The sequence below is a fragment of the Candidatus Rickettsia barbarica genome, assembly GCF_041477405.1.
GTDB classification, from domain to species: Bacteria; Pseudomonadota; Alphaproteobacteria; order Rickettsiales; family Rickettsiaceae; genus Rickettsia; species Rickettsia rickettsii.
In genome coordinates, this window is record NZ_JBEWYL010000001.1 from 204,821 (window position 1) to 231,589 (window position 26,769).

Consider the following 26,769-nt stretch of genomic DNA (forward strand, 5'->3'; position numbering starts at 1 on the left):
CCGCAGTATGACACACCTACTAAGAGTATAATATGTTAATAGATTCACATTGTCATCTTAATTTACGTAGTAACTTGTCATCCCGCGACATAGATACCGTAGTCAAACCATGGTATGACGCAGTGCTTTTAGATTCTGTCATTCAAAGAGCATTAGAAAATAATGTGCAGTATATGCAAACTATCTGCACTAAAATTGAAGATTTACCTATTATTTTAGAGATAGCTGAAAAATATGCAAATGTTTTTGCGAGTGTTGGGGTGCATCCGTGTGAAGTGAATTCTTTTATTAGTCATTGCGAAGCACTGCAAGTGCTGTGGCAATCTCAGGAAGCTTGGACAAGATTGCTACCTCAAGACTACGTCTTTCCGAACTCAGATGCTGAGGCAATTATTATGCTAACCCAGCATCCGAAAATTATCGGAATCGGTGAAACGGGGCTTGATTATTATCATCAGCCTTACGATCAAAAATTACAAAAAGATTTGTTTGTAGCACATATACATGCGGCGTCTAGTACACGTCTGCCTGTTATTGTTCATACAAGAGAAGCAGACGAAGATACTATTGACATTTTAACCTCAGAAATGCGTAACAGCACATTTCCAGGTTTAATACATTGCTTTACCTCTTCAAAAAATCTAGCGGCAAAAATGCTAGATATCGGTTTATATATTTCAATGTCAGGGATTATAACTTTCAAGAATGCTACTGATTTACAAGAAATAGTCAAATATATACCGCTTGATAAGTTATTAATAGAAACCGACACTCCTTACTTAGCTCCTACGCCTATGCGAGGCAAACAAAACGAACCGGCATTTATTAGGTATGTCGCTGAAAAAGTTGCCGAACTCAAAAATATAACATCAAAAGAAGTAGCAAATGTTACTACTCATAACTTCAAAACATTATTTTTTAAATTTGAAAAATATATAAATAATACTTTATAAAAACAGCAAGTTTGATAATTTAAAGTTGAAATTTTTTAAAATAATATGTATATTTTATAGTATTTCAATTATTAGTACATTTGATATGGAATTTAATCGCAAAAATACCATCATTGGTTTTTTCAAAGCACATGAAGATCAGAAATTTACCTCTTATGGTATAGCTGAATGGTTTGTAGAAAATCACATTGACTAAGCAAGACTCAAGCAGAAAAAGATAAGGAGATTATAGGAATTGATGCAGGTGCAATTAGCAGTAGTAAGCTTTCTGCTGAACGAAGACAAGAACCTAATATTAGAATAAAACCTAAGCTAAAGTTTTATTATTCGCAAAACCCTGATTACTATGTCAATAATGCACAAGCCACAGAACCTAAAATAAATGCAAATAAAGAAGATAAAATAACCGCAGTGTAAGTATGTGATGATGCACTGGCATTATATCTTCAAAACAAATTGAAGATGCATAATATGCCTATTAAGCATAATTTTTCTTCAAATAAACAAGGCACTAAAGGTAATAATAAATGGTTACCCCAGATTGGGTAGGTATGGAAGTTCTTAATGAAAAGTGGAGTTTACTAATTAAAGATTGTGCTAAATATTATGCATGAAAACAAGTAAGGTTTTGGTCTTTTGAAGCAAAAAAAATTATCAATCGTAGTAATTTACGAGAATCTTTTTTCAGGCTTTATCAAATTTCTCATGTGCACATTATAGTTATTTAGTTGCTGCTGATTTAATTGAAAGTAGATAAAATGATACTAGGCATGGTATAGGATTTATTTTAGTAGATATAGAAAATCCTGAAGATAGTAAAATATCAATTCCTGCTAGAGAAAGACCAGAAATAGATTGGAATATGGCTAATAGGTTAGCAGAAGAGAATAAAGATTTTGAAAATTATATAAATAATATTGATACAGTCTATAAAAAACAGAAAGTAAATGATAGTATTTGGTTTAATATTTAATGATCACGTAAATAAAATTCCTAAGCAAAATAAGAAGAAAAAATAAACATATTTATATATAGACCATTATTATTACGCATTTATAAAAATTTAAGCAGTGAGTCCTAAAATTAATGTACTGAGAATTTTTAGTGTTAAACTAAATTTATATTAATTATTTTTAAATTTGTGGATAAATTATAATTAACTGTGATTTAAGTACTAATTATACATATTATATGTTAGAGGGGCTTAGAGCACAAATTGCTCCAATGCGTTTAGGTATAAAAATTCTAAAAGAAGCATATTAACATGAGATAACGGTTTTGCAAGAATTATGCATGCTTATTTAACGCTTTGTGAACGCATGACTAGAAAATATGAAAAACCCGAATTTAATAATCCTTGAAACAATTATTGATGATAAAACCTATAACATTAATGGAAAAGTTATACTAAAAAAGTCTTTTTGTGAACTAAGGCATTTTCAGAAAATAGGTTTTAAAAAAGAATTACCTCAATTATTAATAGTAGCACCCATGGCCATGGCGGGACATCACGCTACTTTACTTAGAACAACAGTACAAGAATTATTACTGTATACCGGTATTTATATTACAGATTGGACGGAAGCCAGTTATATGTGCTGCTTGAAGCAAGGCATTTTGATATGGATGATTATATTGATTACGTAATGGAGTTTATCAATTTTATAGGACCGAATGTTCATACTATGGCAGTTTGCCAACCTACTGTTCCATTGCTTGCCGCCATTAGCTTAATGTCGGAGAGTAATAGTCCAAATGTGCCGAGTTCGATGATTTTGATGGGCGGCCCTATAGATGCTAGAAAAAATCCCACGGTAGTTAATGAATTCGCTCAAAGTAAAAGTTTAGAATGGTTCTGCCAAATGGTTACAATGCAGGTGTCGCCAAACTATCCTGGTTTCCTCCCACTTGCCGTCTTTATGGGTTTAAACTTATGTTGTCATATAGATTCACATTTAGAATTATGGCAAAGTTTATTAAATTCTGACTATAAAAAAGCCGATCATACTATTAAATTTTATTATGAGTATTTAGCAGGTATGGATATGCCGGCAGAGTTTTACTTACAAACTATAGATGAAGTATTCTAACAATTTTCGTTAGCAACAGGTAAATTAGTTTCTGAGAAGCGTCCGATCGATTTAAAACATATTACTAAATGTGCTTTACTCGGTATTGAAGGGGAATTAGATGATATTGCAGTGGTAGGGCAAACAAAAGCTGCTTTAAAACTTTGTTCAAATATACCTGAATCAATGCAAAGATACCATTTACAAAAAGGGGCAGGGCATTACGGGGTATTTAGCGGAAGTAAATTTAAACATTGATAAAACTAATTTCAAGCCATCTAAACTTAAGGCAGCATAAAAATAGTCATTATGAGCGGACATTGCCTACGTGGATTGTTTTTTCCGTCATTGCGAGGACATTACGTAAGTAATTGACGCAGCAATGCAGTAAAAAATGCTGATTTACAGCATTTTTTTGTTATTTTTTCTGGATTGTCACGCTTCTTTCAGTCGCTCGTAATGACAGGGTGGTATCCACGCAACAATACCTTGCTGGAATTATATCGCAGCCATACAACAAGATCATAATTAAAGGAGAAGTGTGGTAATCTAATATTCAACTCTTATTAATCTTTTGAATTTCTTGTTGTTGCTGTTGTCTGTATTCTTCCGCTTTTTCTTCGATGTAATTAAAAAAGAAATAAGTAAAAGTTAAAAAACCGGTCAAAATAATACCAAATGTTATTAGTATTGCTTTAAGTTGCTTTCGTGAATCTTCTGCTTTTAACCTTTTCGCTTCTTCATCTATGTCTTCATCATTTTTGACTTCAGATATTATTGTTTGTTCTTCTGTAGTATTTTCCATGTTGTAACTCAACTAAAATGAACCTCTTTATTACTAAGCTGTTCCTATAACTTACAGATTGTTGAAGTGTATAAGATTAGCTATATTTGAATGATGAGGTTTAAACTCATAAAAATAGGATATATAAGCAATAACGCTATGTCAATAGCCTTGAATATTAGCGGTGTTCAACAAGGTTATACATATTATTATAATTTGAGTCTCCTAACATTGAAGTATTTAAAGTATCGGAGTAAGCAGCTGATAATATAGCATCATCAAAAGTGATATTAAGCTGTCCTGTATAGTCTTGAATAAAATTGTTAACAGTAGATTCAAAGTTTGTATATTTTTAGGATATGAATAAACAAGCTCTGTACATTCTGTATTTCCTCATTTACTTCCAATCAATGTTAATAACATAGAGTTATATTCATCTTGGGGGTGTTACGATTAATTATTTCGTAAGTTTTAGTAAGAATATAACAAGCTTCGTTATTTTCCTTCATAGTTTCTAATTTTATTTCTTCAGAAGATAAAATATTATTTAGAAAAGCTTTTTCATATATTTCATAATTCGGTGATGAATCAGATTTTCCGTTAAAAAGAGCAGTAAATAAGATTTTAGCTTTCTCTAGATCATTCATTTTTGATTTATCGGCGACCAAAAGACCGTTTTCATAGTATCGATAATTATGAAATTGTCAGGACCTTAATTTATTATTAGAACTAATGAAAGAGTTTGTAGTATTGCTTGTTACTACGTTTCCCTCGCAATAATTATAGTTTATATTCCGGTGTTTTACCTGTAATAAGGAATGCCAAGTACCAAGATCGTTCCAAGCAAAATCGGCTTTTATCATGACCATTCCCGAAATATATTCCATTATGGTATTATCTATAGAAATTGCTGCGATTTCATTATAAGCCTCATTGTCTATGGCCAAACTATTCTCATTTTTTACGGCAGTATTAAATGCTTTTTCTGCAATACAGAATAAATCAGGTTGAAGGTTCATTGCTAAGTTTAAGAAGAAGTTAACATCGTATACACAAATTCCTGAATTCCAAAAATATTCATTACTTTGAAAATGTTTGTTTGCTTGCTCTAATATAGGTTGTTCAATTAAATGATCAACTAGATAAACATTTTCTGCAATTGGTAATCCTGTGTTTATATATAGCCCTTGGCACTTATAACATTTATAGGAATATAGTGCAAATGCCGCATTAACATAATGTAAAGCTTTATTTATAGTATTAAGATAATTTGTATCATCCGCTATATGATGGTTTGAAGGTAGTAACACTACAATATCAAATCCTAGTGCTGTAGCCGATAATGCCGTAATAATGGCACAAACGGCAGTATTTTTTTGTAAAGGCTCGGTAATTAATGCTATTTCTACATCTATTTCTGCTGCTTGTTCTTTAGTGATTGATTAATATTTTTTGGAAGTAATAATAGTAGGTTGTCCTAAAAATTTATTGCGGTTTAATGTTTGCTGAAGTAAAGTTAGATCACTCAATATTTTTTTAAACTGTTTCGGTTTATCCTTAGATGCCAAAGGCCATAGTCTTTTACCGTTACCTCCTGCCATAATCACCGGTTTTATTAGATCCTTGCATAACCTCCTTCTAAAGGTAATTTGTATACCTTTGATACTTCAAGATTTGGTACGTTACATTTCAGGATTTGCCTGTGCTCAGGTATTTTTATACGCTGTACAGGCTCACCACTTATTTGACTCCCAACTCCTGAAGTATCTGCGATATACGTCGCTCCAATACTCGCACCCTCACTTACCTTTTTGTATGCTGCGGTGCTGCGTTTCATGTCTCCTTCAAATTCCTCTTTATAAGATAGGTTATGTAAGGAGTCTACTTTCATATATTTTTACAACTATTAATTGAATTAAATAATAAAGAGCTTTATAAATAGTTTTAAAAAATATGTCAAGTGAATTAACTATATTGGCAAGTTTTACAATAAAAAGTACTTCTGCCTGAATGCTTTATCTTGATAATAGTGCTAGAGCAGCTTAAACAACTTTGTCCCTCTCTACCGTAAACCTTAAGTTGCTTAGTAAAATAACCAGGTTTGTTATCGCCGTTTACAAAATCTTTAAGAGTAGTACCGCCGGCAGTTATAGCTTTAGTTAACACATCTCTAATCGCTTTAATTAAATTTTCTATTTCATCATCCCTTAAATCGTTACCTGATTTATCCGGATGAATTCTAGCTAAATGCAGACTTTCGGAAGCATAGATATTACCGATTCCGACTATAACTCTATTATCCATAATCAAGTTTTTTATTGGTATTTTTTTAGTTTGTAGCTTATCTTTTAGATATTCTAACGTCAATAAATCAGAAAAAGGCTCTATGCCTAAATCATTAAAAAATTCTTTTTCTAAGAGATCAGTCTTAAAACTATAAATCATACCGAATCGTCTAGTATCGTTGAAAATTAACTTTTCGCCGTTACTTAAATCAAAAATCACATGATCGTGTTTTTGAGTTTTATAATTAGCAGATTGCAGAGTAAATCTGCCGCTCATGCCTAGATGAACTATTAAAGAATAATCATTATTAAAATCTATAATTAAATATTTTGCACGACGCCTAACATCCAGTATATTAGTATTTAAGATTTCTGTAGCTAAAAGCGGGGATAGTTTATAACGTAAATTATCTCTTTTTAACTCTACATTTTCTATAATAAGCCCGATTAGCTTATCTTTTAGAGAGTTTTTAAGAGTTTCTACTTCAGGAAGTTCCGGCATTTGATACTAATATTTATAATAAAAAACTATGAACCAAACAAATTTTGGCTTTAAAAAAGTAGACTACACTAAAAAACAAGGCTTAGTAAATAACGTTTTTTCTAATGTTGCTGATAAGTATGATTTAATGAATGACTTAATGAGTTTGGGATTACATCGCTTATGGAAAGATGAATTTATTAGGCAAATTCCAAATCTTAACTCTCATATATTAGATGTTGCTAGCGGTAGCGGTGATATTGCTTTAAAACTTGCTAAAAAAGCAAGAGATAGAGTTAATAATATCTCTTTAACTTTAAGTGATATTAATGAAGAAATGTTAAAGCAAGCTAAGAAAAAAGCAATAGATCTGAATTTATTTCAAAAGCTTAAATTTACTGTAGCAAGTGCTGAAGAACTACCGTTTCCGGATGATAGTTTTGATTATTATACTATAGCATTCGGTATTAGAAATGTACCTGATATAAATAAGGCTTTAAAGGAAGCATGTAGGGTTTTAAAGCCAATGGGTAAGTTTATATGTCTTGAGTTTTCAAAAGTAAAGGAAGGGTACATAAAAGATTTCTATAAATTCTACTCATTTAATATTATACCGAGTATTGGTCAAATGATAGCAGGTAATAAAGAGGCATATGAATATTTGGTCGAAAGTATAGATTTATTCCCCTCACAAGACGAGTTTAGAATAATGATTAAAGATGCCGGTTTTGAGGAAGTCGGTTATAAAAATCTAAGTGGCGGAATAGTTGCTATCCATAGTGCGTATACTCAATGAACTTCAAAAATTGGCTACGTCGTTCTACAAGATCTGCGGTACTTACGTATTAAGTATACGCTCCGCTCCTCGACTTGTGAACTCCTTGCTCTTTTTGAAGTTGATCTTCGTATACTATTCTTTATTTTACTTCGGAGTATATAATAGATGATAAGTAATTTTTTTAATTTAATACGTATTTTTCGTATCATCAGTAAAAAGCAAATCTTAATTGATTCAAGAAGCCCTAAATATTGCAGGTTTATCGGTTATATATTAGCCTTATTTTTTGCTCCGGTCTCGTTAATAAAAAAATCACGGGAAGATTACGGCAAACGCTTAATAGATTGTTTAAGTGATCTTGGACCTATTTATATAAAATTTGGACAAACTCTTTCGACAAGAGCCGATTTAGTAGGAACAGAGATAGCAGGTTATTTAAGGTTACTGCAAGATAAGCTACCTCCGTTTGATGGTGGGGTGGTGAGAAGGTTGATAACGTCATTGCGAGGAGACATTTATGTCGACGAAGCAATCTCAGCAAGCAAACAAAAGATTGCCACGCAGTCTATGACTGTGAGCCATGACGCCCTCCCTTTCTTACACCTCGACGATACCCCCATCGCTGCCGCATCAATTTCGCAGGTACATAAAGCACAACTTATAACCGGTGAATATGTTGCCGTAAAAATTTTGCGTCCGGGTATTCATAAAAAATATAACAGAGATATTAAGCTGCTATATTTTCTTGCAAAAATTATCTCAAAATTTTCTAAAGCAAAAAGGCTCAAACCGATTAAAGTAGTCGATAAATTTCATGAAACTATGAAATTTGAGCTTGATTTACGTTTAGAGGCGGCAGCAGCTTCTGAGCTTACGGATAATATGCGAAATGATATTAACGTGATAATCCCTAAAATATATTGGGATTTAACATCAGAAAATATACTAACCACCGAGTGGTTAGACGGCACTTCTATATATGATACTTTGCTACTAAAGGAAATGGGGTTAGAGCCTGCGAAAATATCTCAGGATTTTGCCGTAATGTTTTTCAATCAAGCCTATAGAGACGGATTTTTTCATGCTGATTTACATGCAGGGAATATTTTAGTGAATAAGCAAGGTAAAATAATTTTACTTGATTTCGGTATTATGGGCAGACTTAAAGAAAAAGATCGTTTAGCCGTTGCCGAAAGTCTATTTGGCTTTTTAAGGCGTGATTATAAATTAGTTGCTAAAGTACATTTAAGAGCCGGCTATATCCCATCAAATACCGATTTAGCTTTATTCGCTCAAAGTTGTAGAGCAGTTACCGAGCCTATAGTAGGGACGCCCATAAAAAATATTTCTGTAGGTAAGCTGCTTGCACAGTTATTTAAAATCACGGAAGATTTTGGCATGGAAGTACAACCGGAGTTGTTGTTATTGCAAAAGACTTTAATAATGGTGGAAGGGATAGGCAGACAGTTAGACGGTAATGTTAATATGTGGCAGCTCGCCGAACCTTGGATTAAAAAATGGGCCGTGAAAAATCTAAGCCCTGAAGCGAAGTTGTTACGATTGGTAAAGCATGACCTAGATAGTCTAGAGGATATTATTTGACATATAAAAAATTAGCCTTATATTTTAAGAAATTTTTTATTATGAAACTAAAAGATTTATTTATTAAATATCCTATTACTACTTCTTTTTTGGTTGATTGTAAAAATGATAAATTAGTATTTCCTTCAGATAAAGAACAAAAATATAAAAGAGACCTAAAAGAAAAAATAGGAGAGGAAGAGTGTGAAAAATTAACGGCTTTAGATAAAATGGTTTAATACCCCGAAAACTTAGAAAATATAGCTTTAGTAAGTATAGAACGACATCTCGATAAACCATTTATAGTAGCGAAATTGTTTAATGATGTACAACGTGAATATTATAAATCCATATAGATCCCGATAATAATATTAAATCGCTTTTGCATTTCTCAGAAATATATTTTATCGGTGATGTAGGGTGTGAATGCCGGCTGAAGTTTTAAAACGCGAGTATAATGTCGGTACTATACAGCAAAAATCTTTACCGAAAATCATGGAATTATGGCCTGACCCTTACTATTACAACTGGATTTAGAAAAATAAAGAGTATAACAACCCGGATATAGATCCTCAGGTAATGGAGAGTATTGTTTTATTGTGTGGAGAGGTTAGTATGGATTTACCGGTAAATGAAAAATTATAGTAAAAAACCATTGCAAGATAACCATGACTTTGAAAATTAACAAAAATTAAAAAGTAAAATTTTATAAACCTTTAAATTATATAAAGGTATTTAAATGTCTAAAAGCCAAGAGCAAGAGCAGGAATCCATTGATAAGATAAGGCAACAGTTTGATGAAGAATATAAAAATCTTTCGTGGGTTCAAGTTGGATATTTAGCTCTTGGAGCTGACACAGGTAACAAAAAATATGATGAGTTAAATAAACGATATCTAGATCTTAATAAAGATAATTTAGGTATAATACAAAGTGTTATCCAAGCAGTCGGGAATGTTCCTAGTGCATTGCAGTTTACCTGGGAGGCTTCTCAAGTTTTACCTGATCTTGGCATTGGAGCTTAATAACCTCAGAAAAGCGAGAAGTGCTACCACTAGTGTAGGTTCTATTGACGCTGGTTGCAAGATGATAGCAGATGCAGCATCGCTTATAAAAAAATGTGCTTCTGTTTTACATTCCGCAACTATATCAATAGTTCAAAAGAAACTCTTTTACAGTCTAAAGTTATCCCATATCTCTTCTCACGCCTATTTTAAATAAGAGGCTTAGCAAAATAACAAAAAACTTTCAAACTTCCGAAACAGAAAAAATAAATGTATTAGACAAAATAAGTCCTAAATTTATCAGAGAATTATCTACACTAGGAGTAGATTTAATATCTAAAGCACTAGAAAGCGATTTAAACCCAAAAGTACAAGAAATATATAAGAATATTAAACAAAAAAACACGTCATCTCAAGGTGCTATATTAAAAATATACATGACATTTAAAGCACAAAAAATCGCTAAACCTGAATTAATTGCAAATACAGTAGCACTACTTGTAAATTCTAGCGAAAAATTAATTGAAAGTACTCCTTCAGCTATAAAAGCTTATAGTCAGCTTAAAGCAAATCAGCGTTGGACTAAAATTAACCTAAATATGGCAGGGTTAGATACTGAAACTAAAAAAGAGTTATTAAAAGGCAAAAAACCTCAAATAGTAGAGTTAGTTGAAAATGCCAAAAAAATTATTGATAATTTACCTCCTGTTTTAGAAAAAAATTACCGCGATATTTAGATAGTAATAAACAGGATATATTAGATGTTTTAAAACATCCTAAAGTAACGGAAAGAATAGAATCACAAGGGAAAGATCCGGAGTTTATACATAAGGCATTAGATGCATCTACGTCTTTTTTAAAAGAGGCTCTGCCGTCAATTACTAAACTTGCAAGCTTCGCTCTTCCCGATAGCGATAAAGTTGCTGATATAATACAAAAATTTCAGTTAATTAAGCCACTTCCAAAGGAAGAGAAATCAAAAGAAGAAAAGGTAAAAGAGGTAAAGGAATGGATTAGTCTTTTGATACAAATTAAAAACCATAATCCGGAAATAAGAAAAATAATTGAAAAAGACCTTCCTGAACTATTAACAAAACATGTAAGTAGTTTAGGACTGCTTGTAGATGAGTTGTGAAATAAAACACCTAAGGGTCAAAAATTAAAATTAGACGGTGAAAAATTAGTAAAGATAGCTGGTAAGTAAACATGCACCTGAATTAATTCAAATTGCCGATAAATTTAGCAAACATGAATACGGTAAAATTATTATTGCTGGCGTTAAAATTATTATCAGATCCACAAGTGCTAGGAGTATATTAGCAGAAACTATAGTTAATTTAGGAAAAAGTAAATTTAGTAAAGATAAATAAGCAGTAGGACCGCATACAAGTAAGGTATTAGAAGAAAGACAAAGAGAGATAGGAAAATCCGGTAGAGGAGCCTAAGTCCTGTGCACTTTTAATAGAATATTATGGCTCTAGTTGGCAATTATCAAATTTTTTTGAAATATGCATAACTATTCCTTCAAAAATCTTATTAATTTTCGCTTAAAAAGATCTAATAATTATAATCATTAATCAAAAGTGCACAGGACCTAGAAACATCTTGCTATTATTTGATTAAAATTATATTGTAAATTCAAAGTGTCATTATGAAATTACAAGGATGATAGACAGAAATTATTATTTAACACATATCACAAGTGCCCTTGAGATATTCCCTATTTGTGCCATGCTCGGTCCAAGGCAATGTGGTAAAACTACTTTAGCTCACGCTTATATTAAACAGCTTAAAGAAAATGAAAAGAGCTACTTTTTTGACCTTGAGGATCCAGCTCACTTAGATCAATTTAAGAATCTTAAAACAACTCTTGAGCCTTTAAACGGTTTAATAGTAATTGATGAAATTCAAAGACAACCTGAAATGTTTCCTTATTTAAGAGTTCTTGCTGACTATTCAAACAAAAAATTTTTAATATTAGGTAGTGCTTCTGGAGAATTATTGCGACAATCTTCAGAATCATTAGCCGGCCGTATTGAATATATGGAGCTTACTCCGTTCAATTTAATAGAGATAAATGATTTTAGGGAGTTATGGTTAAGAGGTGGTTTTCCTAAATCATATTTAGCAAAAAATTATGTCCAAAGTCTTAGATGGCGTAATAGATACATCACTAGTTTTATCGAGCGTGATTTGCCTAGTTTAGGAATATCTCTTAATGCACATGTAATGAGGCAGTTATGGATGATGCTTGCTCATAATCATGGGCAATTATTAAATTATAGCGAGCTTGGAAGGTCGCTCGGTTTAACGGATATGACTATAAAACGTTATACTGAAATATTAGAGCAAACTTTTATGATTCGGCTATTAAAACCTTGGTATGAAAATATCTCAAAACGTCAAGTGAAAGCACCAAAAGTCTATATACGAGATAGCGGAATACTACATGCATTATTAGGGATTCACGAACATGATTGGTATGTTCATCCAAAACGCGGTTTTTCATTTGAAGGGTTTGTAATAGAGGAGTTAATACGTAAATTTAAAACGGATGCAGAGTATTTTTTTTGGCGAACGCAAACAGGAGCAGAATTAGATTTATTGATTATTAAGAATGGTAAGAAATACGGCTTTGAAGTAAAAAATGCTGATGCTCCTAGTATTACTAAATCAATGCATGCCGTTCTTGCCGATTTGCAGTTAGAACATTTATATATTGTTACCGCCGGGAATAATACATATAAAAAAACAGAAAAAATAAGTGTAGTTGGAATAGCGAACTTATCTAATTTACAGCTTGGTTAAAGTATATAAGTTACCATAGTTCATTACCTTTAGTCTTATCATTACTTAATAAATTCATGATGACAATTAGAATCAGTAATATTATCTAGTAATATATCTAATTCAGATTTTTCGGTGCTAATAACTAAACTGTTATTAATTAATTTTAACTACACATACGGGTTTTTAGTTTTTACGTAAATGAATCTAATAGGAACGCCCGGTATGTCAAAAGCCTCACGCATATTGTTTACTAAATACCTAGTATAGCTATCGGTAATTTTTTCCGGATTATTGGAGAATAGTTTGAAAGTAGGGGGGCGGGTTTTTGTTTGAGTCATATATTTTACACGCACTCTTTTGCCTCCTTTTTGTAAAGGCAGCAGATGTGCTTCCGTAGTAAAATTAAGCCATTCATTTAATTTGCTAGTAGTTATTTTCTTATTCCAAATTTTATAAATTTTAAGACAAGCATCTAGCACTTGTTCAATATTTTGTTTATTTATTGCTGAAATGAATAGAACAGGGATACCTTTAACTTGAGGCAGATGAGTATTTATCTGATAATAAAATTCTTCCTGAAATGCTTCTTTTTCGGATTCTTTAACTAAATCCCATTTATTCACTACTATAACTATACTTCTTCCTTCATTTACCACATGGCTTGCAATATTTAAATCTTGTTGTTTTAAAGGAGCTAAGGCATCAATCATTAAGATTACGGTATTAGCAAATTTAATACTGTTAATAGTATCCGATGCCGATAATTTTTCTAAAGACTCTGTAATAGTAGATTTCTTGCGGAGTCCTGCCGTATCAATCAATTTAATATGATTATTTTTATATTGCCAATCAATTTCAATTGATTCACGAGTAATGCCGGCTTCAGGACCGGTTAATAATCTTTCATCATTAATAAGAGCGTTTATAAAAGTAGATTTTCCGGCGTTAGGTCTGCCACTAACTACTATTTGCAAACAATCTCCTTTAATTGGATCGGCTATATTTGTCTTGATTGATTCTTCTTCAGGTAACTTGGCAATAATTTCGTCATATAAATCAATTAAGCCTGTGCCATGTTCGGCAGAGATAGCTATCATACTATCAAACCCTAATTTGTAGTACTCTTTATCAAAATCAAAAGCTTTCTCGCATTTATTAACTACCAATATAGCAGGCTTATTATATTTTCTAACAAAACTACTAAGTAGCTTATCATCAGGTAATATTCCGCTTCTACCGTCAACCATAAAGCAAATTAAATCTGCCTCTAAAATTGCTTTAGTAGTCTGCTCAATTAACCTCTCTCCCATACTATTAGGATGCTCGTCAAGTCCTGGGGTATCAATTAACAAAAATTCAAAAGAGCCGATTTTGCCGTCTGTATATTTTCTATCTCTAGTGACGCCTGGCAAATCGTGAACGATAGCTTTTTTACGTATGCTTAATCTATTGAAAAGCGTTGATTTGCCTACATTCGGACGACCAACTAAAGTAATGATTTGCTTAGTCATTATTTAATATATTATTATGGTTAAGAGAACTAATAATGCCCCGATAAACCTACTATATTTGCTATTATAATAGGTGTATTTTTTATTAATATGCCGTATATAAGCCAACTACAAAGAGCAATAGCACTTATAGTAAAGGCGGGCATAGAAACAGAAGCCGAAGATTGGCAGGTGAAAATCTTATGAGCCTGTACATAGAACATAAAATTGCCGATTGTACCGACAATCGTCATATATTTTTCGTAAAATGTCATGAATTTTGGAGACATATATTTATTTTTAAAAAGTGGTCTATGTCATTCCTGCGTAGGCGGGAATCCATTAAAATCATATAAAAACTTGTTTTTATATGATTATTTTATCAAATTATGTAACTCCTATATCAATATTAAAGCTATTTTTTTGGACTCCCGCCTACGCGGGAATGACATACGGCATCCTAAGATAGCAACATTCCATATTGACTATCCCTTAAAACTCGCAATTACCGGTATATGATCTGAAGGTTTTTCTTGAGTCCTTAAATTATAATCCATATAGCAATTTTCTAAATAGTCAATAGTATTATTACAACCAAGAATCATATCAATCCTCATACCTTTATTTTGTTCAAAACATCCGGCTCTATAATCCCACCATGAAAATTCTTGTTTACTCGGATGCATTAATCTGTATAAATCCTCAAATCCGGAATTTAGAATAGTGCGTAATTTTTTTTGTTCAACCTCAGTAAAACAAGTAGTTTCAGCCAGTAGCTTAGGTGAATATACGTCTATATCGAACGGTGCAATATTGAAATCACCGCCTATGATAGTTTTTTCGTCAAAAGATTTTTTAGTTGATAGATAATTGATAAAATTATCATAAAATGCTAGTTTTGCTACAAATTTATCGCTACCGACAAATGAACCGTTAGGAGCATAGAGCGAGATTATATTACAACACCCTATAGGTAATGATAATTTTATTTCTAAGAATCTTGCTTGATCACTGCAGTAATTATTCGGAAAATCCTTAATTATTTCATCGGCAGGAAATTTTGCAATTATAGCAACACCGTTATATGATTTTTGTCCGTGAACATAAGAATTATAAGGTAGATCGGATAATGCATCAAAAGGAAATTTTGCGGTTTCGCATTTTATTTCTTGCAATAATAAAATATCCGGATTTTCTTTAGATAAAAAATTACGCAATAAATTAAGTCTTGTTTTTATGGAATTAATATTCCAAGTAGCTATCTTCATGTTTGTTTTGCTATATCTTCTAATTTTGTATTACGGAATTGCCACTCAAGAAAACCAAAATGATAAACTAAGAGACTAGTAATAAATGCTCTGGCAATTACTATACTCATTGAATATTTTATTGTATGATAATTTGGATTACCACTGTACATATCTAATAATATGCTAAAAGCTATAACCCCATAAATACAGTGATTGCAATACTAACTCCTCTTGGTGTCCTCTTAATTGAATTTTCTTTCATAATAAAATCTCGTAATATTGTATCGCAATTAGCTGTAATGAAAGCAAAAAACGGTCTCCAAAAACTTAGAGGCTCAATTTTGTGAATAATAACCATTGCAACTCCTCTCAGTAGTGTAAGTAGCTCCTGCTGTCATGTCGGTATTGCCGCTTTGAATATCTAACTTGATACCAGCTATCTTGATTGTACTCAATATTGATACCTATTTTTTCAGCAATAGCGTTCATTAATTCTATATCCATACCGGAAACGGTAGTATGACCGTTTGAAGCAGCAATTAAGTATTGATAAGGCTCATTTACATACCATGCATTTATCAAAGTTTTTTTATCAGCTGTCGCATTCTAAAATTGCTTGTTGTTTGTTCGTGCCTATACTTAAAGCATACAAATTTTTAGAAATGAGAAGTATAAAAACCAAAGCCTTTAAGCACGAACTACTTTAATTTCACCGTCAGAAAATTTAATATTAAAAATTTTTTCATTCGCAGCAGTAATTTTAGAAGATAAAAAATTACCCGTTTCTCCTTTAACTATAGCAAAACCTCGTTTTAATACGTTGTGATAATCAAGGCTTGCAAGTAACGTACTATTTAATTCTAATTTATACTCAAAGTTTTTCAAAGTATTATTTGCCGATTTTGATAGATAAGCTGTTTGATGTGTTAATTCTAATGTTTTGTAATTGATTATTTTAGCAGGGTTAACTCTTTCTTTAGAAAAAGATTTTATCTTTGTTTCTTGTAGTGCAATAAAGCACGGTAAAGCATCTAGTAAATTAAAACCGGTTTCGTCCAGTAACTGCTGCCTATTATTTATATAGTGAGAGAGAGATCTGTGTATTTTATTGTAATTTACTATATTTTGTTCGTGATATTTAATTAACCGGCTAGTATTATTCAATAATATTTTTTCATAAGATTGTAGCGTATTATTTAAAATAGAGTGTACCGGTACAGCAAATTCTGCGGCAGCAGTCGGTGTTGGAGCTCTTTTATCGGCTGCTAAATCTATTAAAGTATAATCCACTTCATGACCTACTGCGGAAATAATGGGAATTTTTGAGTTATAAGCAGCACGTACTAATATCTCATCGTTAAATGACCAAAGATCTTCTATAGAACCGCCACCTCTAGCAACGATTATAACACATGGTTTATTTACCTCTTCTAAATTGTTAAATCCTTCAATTGCTTCAGCAATTTCATTGCCAGAATTTTCACCTTGTACGCTAACCGGCCATATTATTATCCGAGTCGGAAAACGTTCGCGAATACGATGAATAATATCTTTAATAACAGCACCGGTTATTGAAGTGATAACGCCTATTTTATCAGGTAAAAAGGGTATAGGAATACGTATTTTATTAAATAAGCCTTCTTTCTCGAGCCCTGCTTTACGCTCATTTAGAATTTGCAGCATAGCTCCAAGTCCTGTGGGTTGCAAATTATCTACCGATAATTGATAACGTGAATTACCTGCATAACTTGAGAGTTTACCGCTAATTACTACTTCCATGCCGTCATTTAAAGGAAATTTGATTTTAGCAAGAATAGGACGCCAGCAAGTACAGGCTAAAATGGCGGTATTTTCTTTTAAGTTAAAATAAGCATGACCTGAGTTTGCTATTTTTAAGCCTGAAATTTCGCCTTTTACCTTAATATAGCTAAAATTATTTTCTAATAGCTCTTTGATTTTATTAGAAATCTCACTAACTGAAAACTCTTTGGTTGCTTGATGCGCAATGAAATTGTCTAGCATTTTATTAGTACTTGGTTTTTTGCGCTGAGGGTAACACATTATTCGTCATTACGAGGAGAAACTATAAGTTTTGACGAAGCAATCTCAGGAGTTTATCCTACTTCATGAGATGGCCACGTCGATGCTATGCATCTCCTCGCAATGATGATTATCATCTCCATAGAATAACCTTGTACTACAAAAGAGCAAGCAAAATTTTTTATTATTTGATATATTGCTAATAGCTTGCTATTATTTTTTACTATTAAAATATATTTATTAATATAAATGCTACTGCGAATAATATGTTTGCTTATTATCATAATATTTTCTTTGGTAAGTTTTGCCGCTCTTTCTAAGAATGGTCAAAATAGTAAAATAAGCAATATTATAGCTGACTTCGTAGAGTATAATGAAAATCAGGATTTGATATATGCTAAAGGTAATATAAGAATTATCACGGATGAGTATTTATTAACAGCAGATAATTTACTTTATGATATAGAAAACGATATTTTAAGGGCAGAAGGTAATATCCGAATTAAGGATAAACAAAATCGGATAATAGAGGGAGACAAAGCGGTTTTAAAAGATGAATTTAAGAAAGGTATCATATCGGAATTCATTTTGCTTTCCGGTGATAATAATCTTTTAATTGCTAAACTTGCCGAAAGAATAGATGAAAATAATCTTAAGCTGCACCATGCCGAGTTTACCCCTTGTGATGTTGCTTGTAATAGAAATCCTATTTGGCAAATTGCTGCTAAGGATACTTATATTCATTCCGTAGAGCATAGAGTAGTTTATAAAAACGTGTTTTTTGAAGTGTACGGTGTACCGATTTGTTACTTACCGTATTTTTTCCATCCGACTCATACGGCCCCTGCAACTTCTGGATTATTGGTACCTGACGTCAAAAATAAAGGGTTTGGCATCCCCCTATATCTACGTGCAAAACCTAATATCGATTTTACTCTCACTCCAAGAATTTTTAGTAAATATCAAACTTATGAGCTAGAAGTACGTTATCGCCTGAATGATACCGATAATATGAATTTTCAAGTTAGTTACGGTAAATTACCGTATTTTCTAGAAAAAGATGGAAGTGTAGTGAAAAATAAAAGAGTTTCTTCTTATCATTATACAGCAAGCGGTAATTTTATTAGTACCGATAAAGTTTATGATTACGGTTTCAGGGTGGAGCGTACATCGGATAAAGCTTATTTAAAAAATTATTATAATAACTACGCTTCATATTTAACTTCTAAAATATTCTTAAATAAAATTCATGAGGCTGATTATTTTTCGGCGGAAGGATTAAGTTTTCAAGGCTTAGGTAGTAATGATCGTAAATATACCGATCCTCTAGTATTACCAAAAATCAATACAAAAAACGTGATAAATTTGAATGATAATGACAACAGCCATATCGTTGTTGAAAATAATACGTTAATGTACAAAGAAAGAATAGGAAAACAAGTTGCTAGAACCTCTTTGCAACTATCCTTTATGCATAATGTGCTGACTGCTTCAGGACAAATTTTTGATTTTGCTGCTAAAGATAGAGGCGATTTTTATCTTGCTAGGCGGGCTTATGTAGATAAGCCGAGAGAAAGTAAAGCATTTCAAAGGAATATACCAGAATTGCAAACTTTATGGCGTTATCCGTTAGTAGGCAATATAACAAAAACGATAAATTTACTTATTGAGCCGGTAGTTTCTTTTACTATGGGACGTAAACTATCTAAGAAAGATAAAAAATTTGTTATAATTGATCCTGCTAAATATGAATTATCCGAAAAAAATATCTTTTTATCCAACCGTTATAGCGGTATTGATTGCCATGATTTCGGTAATAGATTAAGTTACGGCTTAAATACTAGTATTGCTAAAGAAGAAAATTATTTAAAATTATTTTTAGGACACTCCCGTAATACAAGATATAGTATAAATTTGCCAGCTGATGATAAGGAAAATGTAGGGCGGATACTAGGTAATCTTTCTAATAATTTAGAAGTGTTTTATAGCTTTCGGAAAGATAGATATTTCAGACCTATTAGGGATGAAGTGGGAGGAAATTTTAACTATGATAAGATTAACTTGCTAGGTAGTTTTATTCACAATCTTAACAAAGATTATTCCGTAGAAAGTATAAAGGTTTCAAATAATAGAGTACGACAATTTTATGGAGACATAAATTATCAGCTAGCGGAAAATTGGACTATAGGCTTTGGTGCACGCATTGATCTCTCTAGACGGTCTCCAAATTTACTTACGCGAACTATTAGGATGACATATGCTAAAGATTGTGTTAGAATTACTGCAAAGATTTATTCCGATTATCTAGCCGATGGAAGTAGAGGAATCAAAAAGACTACCTCTTCGCCGACTATTTCTATCGGTTTAAAAGTTTTAAACATGTGAGTATATTCGTTTTATTTGAAAAATTGTCTATGTCGTCTTATAAGTTCTGCGGTGCTCACGTACTAAATGTACGCTCCGCTCCTTGACTTATAGACTCCTTGCTCTTTTCCAAATAAAACTTCGTCTACTTACTGGTCACTTATTCAGAGTATCACATGAGAAAATTATTATTAATCATTACCGTTTTTTTTACTTTTAATGTAGCACAAGCATCATTACCGAATATAGTAGTATCCGTAAATGATGAACCTATTACTCTTAATGAGTTCCGTGCTAGAAAAAAAATGATTATGGCACTAAATAATGTTGAAAGTCTAACGCCTGCTCAAGATAAGCAGCTAAGTGACTTAGCACTTAAGAGCTTAATTGACGACTCTTTGCTTTTTCAATATGCAGGAGATAGAGAAATTCCGCAAGAAGAGATAGAGAATGCTATTAAGTCTATTGAAGATCGTAATAAAATGCCTCACGGTTCTCTTCTTCAGTATCTAAAAAGCAGATCAGTTAATCCTGATAGTTTTATTTCCCAAATTAAATCCGAGTTGATTAAAATGAATATTTTATCAAGTCTATCAAGATCGGTACAAGTAAGTAATAAAGAAATAGATGTTGCAATTTTATCTAGCGATCAAAAAGACGTAGAAATTTCAATGCAAGTATTTACATCTAAAGATGGTGGCAATAAAGCGTTTACGCAGATGAATAATTTGAAAAATCGACTAAAAAAATGTGCGGATGTTAAAAAATCGCTTTATGATAATTTTGCTACTATGCAAATTATTACCGATAAACTTAGCAAGATAGAAGGTGTAAAACAAACTATTGTAAAGGACTTAACTCCTGATAAAGCAAGTAATGTTTTTGAAGTAAATAACAAATTTGAAATAACATTAGTGTGCAGCAAAAAAATATTAAATGTTAATGAAGATGAAAATAATTATGTAGTAAATTTCCTAACCAATAAAAAGATTTCGCAAAAAGCACAAAAAATGTTTGAAAATATGCGTAAGAAAGCAGCTATAAAAATAATGCTGCCGTCTTAGTGTGTGTTATTCTATGTCATTCCCGCGTAGGCGGGAATCCAGACAAATAACCTTGATTATTAATATAGAATTATATTTGATGAAAACAAACATATAAAAACAAGTTTTTATATGTTTTACTGGATTCCCGCTTTCACGGGAATGATATACCCTATGCTCCCTTCAATTGCAAAACACGCAGCTTTACATCAAGTTAATCCTCTTAAAAAGCACGGACAAAATTTTATTTTTGACAGTAGTCTATGTGATAAAATCGTACGTGCAAGTAACCTGGCAGAAAATAGCCGAGTATTAGAAATAGGGCCCGGCACAGGAGGGTTAACTAGGTCAATATTGCAGAAAAATCCTGAATCCTTAACTGTTATAGAAACAGATGAGAGATGCCTCCCGCTCCTTAATGAGATTAAAGAATATTATCCTAATCTAAATATTATTAAACAAGATGCTCTTAAAATAAATTTAACCGATTTAAGCTGTGATATAGTCAATTCAGTTGGATTTGCATACAAGAAGCGAGAAGCGAAGCCTATAACTAATAGGAGAGCGAACGATATAGGCGAGTCTAAATCAATTGACTATAAAGTAACTATAATCTCTAATTTACCGTACCATATAGGTACTGAGTTAGTGATTAGATGGCTGAAAGAAGTACGGTTAATTACTAGTATGACGCTAATGTTACAAAAGGAAGTAGTAGAACGTATTTGTGCTATACCCTCAACTAAAGCATATGGCAGGTTATCAGTAATATGTCAGTTAATAGCTAAAGTGGAAAAGTGCTTTGACGTAGCGCCAACTGCTTTCTATCCACCTCCTAAAGTATATTCTGCGATAGTTAAACTAATACCTTTAGAAAATTCGCCGTCTATTGCTCTGATAAATAAAGTTGAGCAAATAACAAAGCTTGCTTTTGCAGGACGACGGAAAATGATCAAATCATCACTGAAAAATCTTGTACCTAATATACATGAAGTATTAACTCAGTTGAAAATCAATGATAATTATCGCGCTGAAAATCTTGCCCCTCAAGATTATTTGAGAATTGCTGAAATATTATAGATTGCATCATTCAGCTTTATCTAACTTGTTTGCTGCTGCTGCTTGCTGTAGTTTATATTCTGCTGCTTTTTCGTCTATATAGTTAAAAAAGAAATAACAGAAAGTTAAAAAACTAGTCAAAACTATGCATTTTGAACTTTTAATTTCTTTTCTTTCTTTTCATCAATATAAGACTCAGAGGTTAAAATTTCTTCTTTATATTTTAACTCTTTAAAATTAGCTTATATATTAATGATAGAGTTTAATTATCATGTGAGAGAAGTAATTTATAGGGGGAATAAGTTAATAATTATATATTTAATAAATCTATCTTACTCAAAAATACGGCTTTTTCTATTTACTAGGTAAATACAATTTAGTTCTTGAGTCTTATAATAAAGCAATTGAACTTGATCCTACAAATTCTAAAGCACAATATAATAAACAACATTTATTAAAGCGTATGTGTTATTAAGTAAAAACGCTGCAAAGCTTTTACTTATTGCCTTTTCAATCTATTCTGTTTGCTAGATTTCTTTAGTCTAAAATAAGCGAAGCAGTGATGCTATTCGTCTATTGTAATTTGCTTGATTTCGACAATTGTCTTATACAAATGTTCAGCTAAAGTAAACATATTAAATGGCATTGGCTTGGTGGTTAGTGTTTTGTGGCAATCTCTAAATCAGTTTCACTCATAATATCTAGTTGCGATGTGAATTAATACATTAGGGTCACAGCTACGCATTAATTTCGGTTATCGCTACAGGTTTCCTTGATATCAACAGCCTCAAGTGCCTATAAGATATTTAAAAGTTCCAGCGTGAGCGAAAAAAGACGTTTAGTAAATTTAATATTTGGGAACTTAATATTGAAACCTGAAAAGCTTGATTTTATGCTACGTTCGCTGTTTGATACATTGGTGAATTTGCCTAAAAATGGCGAATGGTACCCGCGGCCGGACTTGAACCGGCAAGAGCTTACGCTCCACGGATTTTAAGTCCGTTATGTCTACCATTCCATCACGCGGGCAGTTGTGGATATTAAGGTTGCATTTGCTAAGTGGACAGATTAATAAAAAAAATATGAAAAAGCAAGTACTTTCATCGTTAATATATTAGTCTGATATGAAAAAGTTATTAAACACATTTAAAATCGTTAGTTTACTCATTAATTTATTAGATAATTAACTTAAATAGTGACAAAATAGTAATAATATGATAGATTAGTTCCAGGAGGTAATACTTTCTCTTGCATGTTATTGACATGTTTATTGACAAATGCCGCAAGGTAAGGTAGTTTTGCATAATGAATTTTTATCGGCTCTTATATTTAAGTAAGGCTTAAAGTAAAATTTAAGTTTTAGTTATTATAAGCGTGTGTTAAGTTCAAATAAGTAATTTCTATCTAATAAAGGTTTTTATGGCTACAAATATAGTAGGTAAAGTTAAGTGGTATAATTCTACAAAGAATTTTGGATTTATTGAACAGGACAATGGCGGCAAAGATGTGTTTGTACACAAATCAGCCGTAGACGCAGCAGGTTTACATAGCCTTGAAGAAGGACAAGATGTAATTTTTGATCTTGAAGAAAAGCAAGGAAAAGCCTATGCTGTTAACCTCAGAATTAAATAAATTTATAATACCAAAAGCAGCTATCCAAAATTGTTTATAATTTAGGGTAGCCTAGTCATCTTTATCAAAATAGTAAATATTTTGTTTTTGTCTTATAATAACCTATATAATTTTAAGTATAATAAATTATTTTTACTAAAGGGCATGAAAATGCCCTAAATCTAATAATATTATTCTGGCTTGAATAAGATTCTAAAATAGTTTCATTATTCATTATCGTTTTATATATTTAGTGGGTGTTTTGTAATCTAGCTTAAGCATATTTTTTGATTCAGGATAATTATATAAGTCGTTATTTTAATTTACTATAACTTATTTTTTATATAATAGACCTCTTGTATAACTTATCTTATAAAGGGAATAAGAACTTCTACTCTACGCAGCGTACATAGTTAAGTATGTAAGGATGAGAGAGCAGTGTCGATGTCTCATATATCTTTAAGAAATGAGTTATGTTAAGAGGTCTAATCAATAATGTGCATATTTTGATTTAAAACTATATTGGATTATATAATGAAAAATTTTAATTTATCTGAAGAATTAATTATTGCTCTCGAGACAATGAATATAACTGAGCCGACTGAAATACAAAAGCAATCGATTCCGGTTGCAATGGCGGGATCGGACATACTCGCTTCTAGCCAAACAGGTTCAGGCAAAACTCTTGCTTATTTATTGCCATTAATTGATTCATTTATTAAAAATAAAACTACTGCTTTAATTCTTGTTCCGACTAGAGAATTAGCAACGCAAATACACAGTACTTTAAATAAAGTAACTACATCCTATAAAATTAATAGTGCAGTTTTGATAGGCGGTGAACCGATGCCTAAACAATTTATGCAATTAAAAAAGAATCCAAAAGTGATTATCGGTACGCCGGGGCGTATTATCGATCACTTAAATAGGGGAAGTCTAAAAATTGATCGTATAGGCATAACCGTACTTGACGAAATGGATAGAATGCTTGATATGGGGATGAAAGAACAATTAGAAGAAATCAATAAATTTTTACCAGAAAAAAGACAAGTTTTAATGTTTTCCGCTACTATGCCAAAACATATTATTGCTGTTTCTCAAAAATATCTAAACAATCCGGTACGTATTACGGTAGGTGCTACTAATAAAGCAGCTGCAGAAATAAAACAGGAATCAATGCATGTTTCTGATAAAGAAAAATTTAGTGCATTAACTAAACAACTTGGTAATAGGGAAGGATCGGTCATTATTTTTGTGAAGACTAAACGTTCTGCCGATCAATTAGCTAAAATGTTGAAATATGAAAATCATACAGCAGAAGCTATACACGGTGATTTAAGTCAGCGTCAACGTGAAAGAGTAATTTTATCATTTCGTAAGTCAAGCCATAGAATAATGGTAGCAACTGATGTAGCGGCTCGTGGGCTTGATATTCCTCATACACAGCATGTTATTAATTATGATTTACCTATGTGTCCTGAAGATTATTTACATAGGATAGGTAGAACGGGTAGAGCAGGGGCTACCGGACATGCGTTGTCTTTTATTTCTCCTGATGATGTTATTAGATGGCGTGCAATCGATCGTTTAGTAAATAAAGGAGAATCTACACCACGTAGTGAGTTTAGAAGTGATAAAAATAATCGTAAAAGATCATTCGGTAAAAGAGCCGGCGGTGACGGTAAAAAGTTTAATGCTTTTGATAGTAGCCGTAAAAGAACCTTTGATGGTAACAGCTACGGTAATAAAAGAAAGAAAGTATCGTAGTTTAGATTTACGTCATTTATATCATTGCGAGGAAATTACGTAAGTAATTGACGAAGCAATCTCAAGAGTTTATTATTATTGCATGAGATTGTCACGTAGCCTTATGGCTGCTCGCAATGACGATTAGATATACATGCGGGTGATGATGCCTTTGCAGGAATGACAACTGTATATTTTAAAGGAGGATAAATTCATAAGTTTAAATTTTTCACGATTTCAATATATATCTAATATTTTCTTTATATTAATAATTTCTTTTCCTGGAGGTTTAATTTATTTACTTACCGGTTCAACTCTTTCTTTTTGGCTTCGAGAATCCGGTTTTGATAAAATCACTATCGGGCTTTTTAGTTTAGTGAATTTTATTCATATATTTAAATTTTTATGGGGTCCTTTGCTTGAAAAAGTAAGTTTTGCTCCTTTAAGTAATCGGGGATATAAATATTGTTTAATTATTGCTTTGGTTAGTTGTATTTTTTGTGTATATGTTCTAACAAATTTTAACCCTAACACTCATTTTATACCATTTGCTTTATGCTTAGTAGCTGTGGCATTTTTTTCGTCCATTTATGATATGTTACTTCAATCATCACAGATGTTACTTATTACAAATAAAAATTGGGGCATAAGTGAGGCAGCTTGTACTACAGGCTTTAGAATAGGTATACTTATAGCAGGTTCAGGGGCGTTATATTTATCTACTATCATATCCTGGCAAGATGTTTATCGTGCTATGGCAATTTTATGTATACCGTCATTACTATTAATTATAATCTATCCGCTTAAATTTAAAGATAAGATAATTGTTAATGATTTTGATAGATTGTGGCATGCTTTTTATGATTTTGTCAAGAAACCTAAATGGCTAATAATTGTTAGTGTTATGCTTCTATATCGTCTTCAAGATAATTTTCTGTCAATTATGCCGAATATATTTTATCTCGATATTGGGTATACGAAGAAAGATTTAGTTCTTGGATATAAAGCTTTCGGTATGTGTGCTACAATCCTTGGAGGTTTTATAGGTGGGTTTTTGTGCCGAAAATATGAATATTCTTATTTGCTTAAAAGAGTATTAATATATCATGCTTTATCTAGCCTATCTTTTTTATTTCTCTATTTTTATAATCGAGATATTACAAGTTTGTATATAGCGGTCTTCTTTCAAGAATTTACCAAGGGCTTAACTATATCGCCGTTTTTTTCTTACCAATTAAGATGCTGTAGTGCTAAATATTGTATAACCCAAATTGCTTTAATTACTTCTATTGCTTATATTAGTACCATATTGTTTGGTAGTATTTCAGGCTATGCAGCTACTTATTTAGGCTGGACTTATTTCTTTATTGTAGCAGGATTTTGTTTTATACCGGCTTATATATTAATTAGATATTTGCCGCCTTATGTTATTTCTAGCTAAA

At 31.9% G+C, this 26,769-nt stretch carries 24 protein-coding genes, 1 tRNA gene and 4 pseudogenes; 16 read left to right on the forward strand and 13 right to left on the reverse strand.

The window, feature by feature from the left end:
• Positions 1–32 precede the first annotated feature (32 nt).
• Together ABVF33_RS01145 and phaZ are read left to right on the forward strand one after the other, a co-directional pair.
• Entirely contained in the window at positions 33–953 is a 921-nt protein-coding gene (locus ABVF33_RS01145) for a TatD family hydrolase (protein ID WP_499705933.1), read from the forward strand.
• A 1,152-nt stretch (positions 954–2,105) separates the two neighbouring features.
• Positions 2,106–3,280: pseudogene (gene phaZ / locus ABVF33_RS01150) on the forward strand (polyhydroxyalkanoate depolymerase).
• Between the two features lie 298 nt (positions 3,281–3,578).
• Here the strand turns inward: phaZ and ABVF33_RS01155 are convergent.
• The 5 genes and pseudogenes from ABVF33_RS01155 to mutM all read right to left on the reverse strand — a co-directional run bounded on the left by ABVF33_RS01155 (position 3,579) and on the right by mutM (position 6,593).
• Positions 3,579–3,827, reverse strand: a complete 249-nt coding sequence (locus ABVF33_RS01155; RefSeq protein ID WP_499705934.1) for an RP671a family tick cell line-upregulated protein — start codon at positions 3,825–3,827, stop codon at positions 3,579–3,581.
• A gap of 392 nt (positions 3,828–4,219) precedes the next feature.
• Positions 4,220–4,474, reverse strand: a complete 255-nt coding sequence (locus ABVF33_RS01160) for a hypothetical protein (protein ID WP_499705935.1) — start codon at positions 4,472–4,474, stop codon at positions 4,220–4,222.
• A 36-nt stretch (positions 4,475–4,510) separates the two neighbouring features.
• Positions 4,511–5,407, reverse strand: a pseudogene (locus ABVF33_RS01165) (sugar phosphate nucleotidyltransferase).
• Between the two features lie 14 nt (positions 5,408–5,421).
• The gene (locus tag ABVF33_RS01170; protein WP_499705936.1) at positions 5,422–5,697 is read right to left on the reverse strand and encodes a palindromic element RPE1 domain-containing protein; all 276 of its coding nucleotides are present in this window, start codon (positions 5,695–5,697) and stop codon (positions 5,422–5,424) included.
• A 74-nt stretch (positions 5,698–5,771) separates the two neighbouring features.
• The gene (mutM, locus tag ABVF33_RS01175) at positions 5,772–6,593 is read right to left on the reverse strand and encodes an Fpg/Nei family DNA glycosylase (protein ID WP_499196372.1); all 822 of its coding nucleotides are present in this window, start codon (positions 6,591–6,593) and stop codon (positions 5,772–5,774) included.
• A 28-nt stretch (positions 6,594–6,621) separates the two neighbouring features.
• Here mutM and ubiE point away from each other — a divergent pair, with 28 nt between their 5' ends.
• The 7 genes and pseudogenes from ubiE (at position 6,622) to ABVF33_RS01210 (ending at position 12,742) form a co-directional block, all read left to right on the forward strand.
• Positions 6,622–7,368, forward strand: coding sequence for a bifunctional demethylmenaquinone methyltransferase/2-methoxy-6-polyprenyl-1,4-benzoquinol methylase UbiE (gene ubiE, locus ABVF33_RS01180; RefSeq protein WP_499705937.1), 747 nt, complete (start codon positions 6,622–6,624; stop codon positions 7,366–7,368).
• 147 nt (positions 7,369–7,515) lie between these two features.
• Positions 7,516–8,952 (forward strand): 2-polyprenylphenol 6-hydroxylase, encoded by a 1,437-nt coding sequence (ubiB, locus tag ABVF33_RS01185; RefSeq protein ID WP_499705938.1) that lies wholly within the window; start codon positions 7,516–7,518, stop codon positions 8,950–8,952.
• Positions 8,949–9,170, forward strand: coding sequence for a hypothetical protein (locus ABVF33_RS01190; RefSeq protein ID WP_499705939.1), 222 nt, complete (start codon positions 8,949–8,951; stop codon positions 9,168–9,170). Before ubiB ends, ABVF33_RS01190 begins: the two co-directional genes overlap by 4 nt.
• Positions 9,171–9,357: 187 nt before the next feature.
• Positions 9,358–9,576: pseudogene (locus ABVF33_RS01195) on the forward strand (hypothetical protein).
• A 94-nt stretch (positions 9,577–9,670) separates the two neighbouring features.
• A complete protein-coding gene (locus tag ABVF33_RS01200) occupies positions 9,671–9,955 on the forward strand; it encodes a hypothetical protein (RefSeq protein ID WP_234943879.1) in 285 nt (94 codons plus the stop codon).
• A gap of 416 nt (positions 9,956–10,371) precedes the next feature.
• Entirely contained in the window at positions 10,372–10,671 is a 300-nt protein-coding gene (locus tag ABVF33_RS01205) for a hypothetical protein (RefSeq protein ID WP_499705940.1), read from the forward strand.
• Positions 10,672–11,599: 928 nt separating this feature from the next.
• On the forward strand, positions 11,600–12,742 hold the full coding sequence (locus tag ABVF33_RS01210) for an ATP-binding protein (RefSeq protein WP_499705941.1): 1,143 nt from the start codon (positions 11,600–11,602) through the stop codon (positions 12,740–12,742).
• A gap of 149 nt (positions 12,743–12,891) precedes the next feature.
• Here ABVF33_RS01210 and der read toward each other — a convergent pair whose 3' ends face one another.
• The 7 genes and pseudogenes from der to ABVF33_RS01245 form a co-directional block, all read right to left on the reverse strand.
• Positions 12,892–14,235 carry a ribosome biogenesis GTPase Der gene (der, locus tag ABVF33_RS01215; protein ID WP_499705942.1) on the reverse strand — a complete coding sequence of 448 codons (1,344 nt, stop codon included), beginning with the start codon at positions 14,233–14,235 and terminating at the stop codon, positions 12,892–12,894.
• Between the two features lie 3 nt (positions 14,236–14,238).
• Positions 14,239–14,504, reverse strand: a pseudogene (locus ABVF33_RS01220) (SemiSWEET family transporter).
• Positions 14,505–14,699: 195 nt separating this feature from the next.
• On the reverse strand, positions 14,700–15,482 hold the full coding sequence (gene xth, locus ABVF33_RS01225; protein WP_499705943.1) for an exodeoxyribonuclease III: 783 nt from the start codon (positions 15,480–15,482) through the stop codon (positions 14,700–14,702).
• A complete protein-coding gene (locus tag ABVF33_RS01230) occupies positions 15,479–15,634 on the reverse strand; it encodes a hypothetical protein (RefSeq protein WP_499705944.1) in 156 nt (51 codons plus the stop codon). Before ABVF33_RS01230 ends, xth begins: the two co-directional genes overlap by 4 nt.
• 20 nt (positions 15,635–15,654) lie before the next feature.
• Positions 15,655–15,822: a hypothetical protein gene (locus tag ABVF33_RS01235; RefSeq protein WP_499705945.1), complete on the reverse strand. Its 168-nt coding sequence runs from the start codon at positions 15,820–15,822 to the stop codon at positions 15,655–15,657.
• 329 nt (positions 15,823–16,151) lie between these two features.
• Complete coding sequence (gene xseA, locus ABVF33_RS01240) at positions 16,152–17,486, reverse strand: exodeoxyribonuclease VII large subunit (protein ID WP_499706126.1); 1,335 nt, start codon at positions 17,484–17,486, stop codon at positions 16,152–16,154.
• Between the two features lie 92 nt (positions 17,487–17,578).
• On the reverse strand, positions 17,579–17,788 hold the full coding sequence (locus ABVF33_RS01245) for a hypothetical protein (protein WP_014273704.1): 210 nt from the start codon (positions 17,786–17,788) through the stop codon (positions 17,579–17,581).
• Between ABVF33_RS01245 and ABVF33_RS01250 the strand changes: the two genes are divergently transcribed.
• From ABVF33_RS01250 to ABVF33_RS01265, 4 genes are all read left to right on the forward strand, one after another.
• A complete protein-coding gene (locus tag ABVF33_RS01250; protein WP_499705946.1) occupies positions 17,754–19,889 on the forward strand; it encodes an LPS-assembly protein LptD in 2,136 nt (711 codons plus the stop codon). The genes ABVF33_RS01245 and ABVF33_RS01250 overlap by 35 nt on opposite strands.
• 155 nt (positions 19,890–20,044) lie before the next feature.
• The gene (locus ABVF33_RS01255) at positions 20,045–20,932 is read left to right on the forward strand and encodes a SurA N-terminal domain-containing protein (RefSeq protein WP_499705947.1); all 888 of its coding nucleotides are present in this window, start codon (positions 20,045–20,047) and stop codon (positions 20,930–20,932) included.
• 153 nt (positions 20,933–21,085) lie between these two features.
• On the forward strand, positions 21,086–21,991 hold the full coding sequence (gene rsmA, locus ABVF33_RS01260) for a 16S rRNA (adenine(1518)-N(6)/adenine(1519)-N(6))-dimethyltransferase RsmA (protein ID WP_499705948.1): 906 nt from the start codon (positions 21,086–21,088) through the stop codon (positions 21,989–21,991).
• Between the two features lie 304 nt (positions 21,992–22,295).
• Positions 22,296–22,445 carry a tetratricopeptide repeat protein gene (locus ABVF33_RS01265; protein ID WP_146610389.1) on the forward strand — a complete coding sequence of 50 codons (150 nt, stop codon included), beginning with the start codon at positions 22,296–22,298 and terminating at the stop codon, positions 22,443–22,445.
• Positions 22,446–22,913: 468 nt separating this feature from the next.
• Here the strand turns inward: ABVF33_RS01265 and ABVF33_RS01270 are convergent.
• A tRNA-Leu gene (locus tag ABVF33_RS01270) sits at positions 22,914–22,999 on the reverse strand.
• Positions 23,000–23,389: 390 nt separating this feature from the next.
• Between ABVF33_RS01270 and ABVF33_RS01275 the strand changes: the two genes are divergently transcribed.
• From ABVF33_RS01275 to ABVF33_RS01285, 3 genes are all read left to right on the forward strand, one after another.
• The gene (locus tag ABVF33_RS01275; protein WP_004997759.1) at positions 23,390–23,602 is read left to right on the forward strand and encodes a cold-shock protein; all 213 of its coding nucleotides are present in this window, start codon (positions 23,390–23,392) and stop codon (positions 23,600–23,602) included.
• Between the two features lie 513 nt (positions 23,603–24,115).
• Positions 24,116–25,348, forward strand: a complete 1,233-nt coding sequence (locus tag ABVF33_RS01280) for a DEAD/DEAH box helicase (protein WP_499705949.1) — start codon at positions 24,116–24,118, stop codon at positions 25,346–25,348.
• Positions 25,349–25,541: 193 nt separating this feature from the next.
• Complete coding sequence (locus ABVF33_RS01285; protein WP_499706127.1) at positions 25,542–26,768, forward strand: MFS transporter; 1,227 nt, start codon at positions 25,542–25,544, stop codon at positions 26,766–26,768.
• Position 26,769: the final 1 nt, after the last annotated feature.

Coding starts and splice junctions, on each gene's coding strand:
- ubiB (WP_499705938.1), top strand. CDS start 7,516: ATGATAAGTAATTTTTTTAATTTAATACGTATTTTTCGTATCATCAGT.
- ABVF33_RS01170 (WP_499705936.1), bottom strand. CDS start 5,697: ATGAAAGTAGACTCCTTACATAACCTATCTTATAAAGAGGAATTTGAA.
- xth (WP_499705943.1), bottom strand. CDS start 15,482: ATGAAGATAGCTACTTGGAATATTAATTCCATAAAAACAAGACTTAAT.
- xseA (WP_499706126.1), bottom strand. CDS start 17,486: ATGCTAGACAATTTCATTGCGCATCAAGCAACCAAAGAGTTTTCAGTT.
- ABVF33_RS01245 (WP_014273704.1), bottom strand. CDS start 17,788: ATGATAATAAGCAAACATATTATTCGCAGTAGCATTTATATTAATAAA.
- ABVF33_RS01275 (WP_004997759.1), top strand. CDS start 23,390: ATGGCTACAAATATAGTAGGTAAAGTTAAGTGGTATAATTCTACAAAG.
- ABVF33_RS01205 (WP_499705940.1), top strand. CDS start 10,372: ATGACATTTAAAGCACAAAAAATCGCTAAACCTGAATTAATTGCAAAT.
- ABVF33_RS01155 (WP_499705934.1), bottom strand. CDS start 3,827: ATGGAAAATACTACAGAAGAACAAACAATAATATCTGAAGTCAAAAAT.
- ABVF33_RS01255 (WP_499705947.1), top strand. CDS start 20,045: ATGAGAAAATTATTATTAATCATTACCGTTTTTTTTACTTTTAATGTA.
- mutM (WP_499196372.1), bottom strand. CDS start 6,593: ATGCCGGAACTTCCTGAAGTAGAAACTCTTAAAAACTCTCTAAAAGAT.
- der (WP_499705942.1), bottom strand. CDS start 14,235: ATGACTAAGCAAATCATTACTTTAGTTGGTCGTCCGAATGTAGGCAAA.
- rsmA (WP_499705948.1), top strand. CDS start 21,086: ATGCTCCCTTCAATTGCAAAACACGCAGCTTTACATCAAGTTAATCCT.
- ABVF33_RS01200 (WP_234943879.1), top strand. CDS start 9,671: ATGTCTAAAAGCCAAGAGCAAGAGCAGGAATCCATTGATAAGATAAGG.
- ABVF33_RS01280 (WP_499705949.1), top strand. CDS start 24,116: ATGAAAAATTTTAATTTATCTGAAGAATTAATTATTGCTCTCGAGACA.
- ubiE (WP_499705937.1), top strand. CDS start 6,622: ATGAACCAAACAAATTTTGGCTTTAAAAAAGTAGACTACACTAAAAAA.
- ABVF33_RS01230 (WP_499705944.1), bottom strand. CDS start 15,634: ATGTACAGTGGTAATCCAAATTATCATACAATAAAATATTCAATGAGT.
- ABVF33_RS01250 (WP_499705946.1), top strand. CDS start 17,754: ATGCTACTGCGAATAATATGTTTGCTTATTATCATAATATTTTCTTTG.
- ABVF33_RS01235 (WP_499705945.1), bottom strand. CDS start 15,822: ATGGTTATTATTCACAAAATTGAGCCTCTAAGTTTTTGGAGACCGTTT.
- ABVF33_RS01210 (WP_499705941.1), top strand. CDS start 11,600: ATGATAGACAGAAATTATTATTTAACACATATCACAAGTGCCCTTGAG.
- ABVF33_RS01145 (WP_499705933.1), top strand. CDS start 33: ATGTTAATAGATTCACATTGTCATCTTAATTTACGTAGTAACTTGTCA.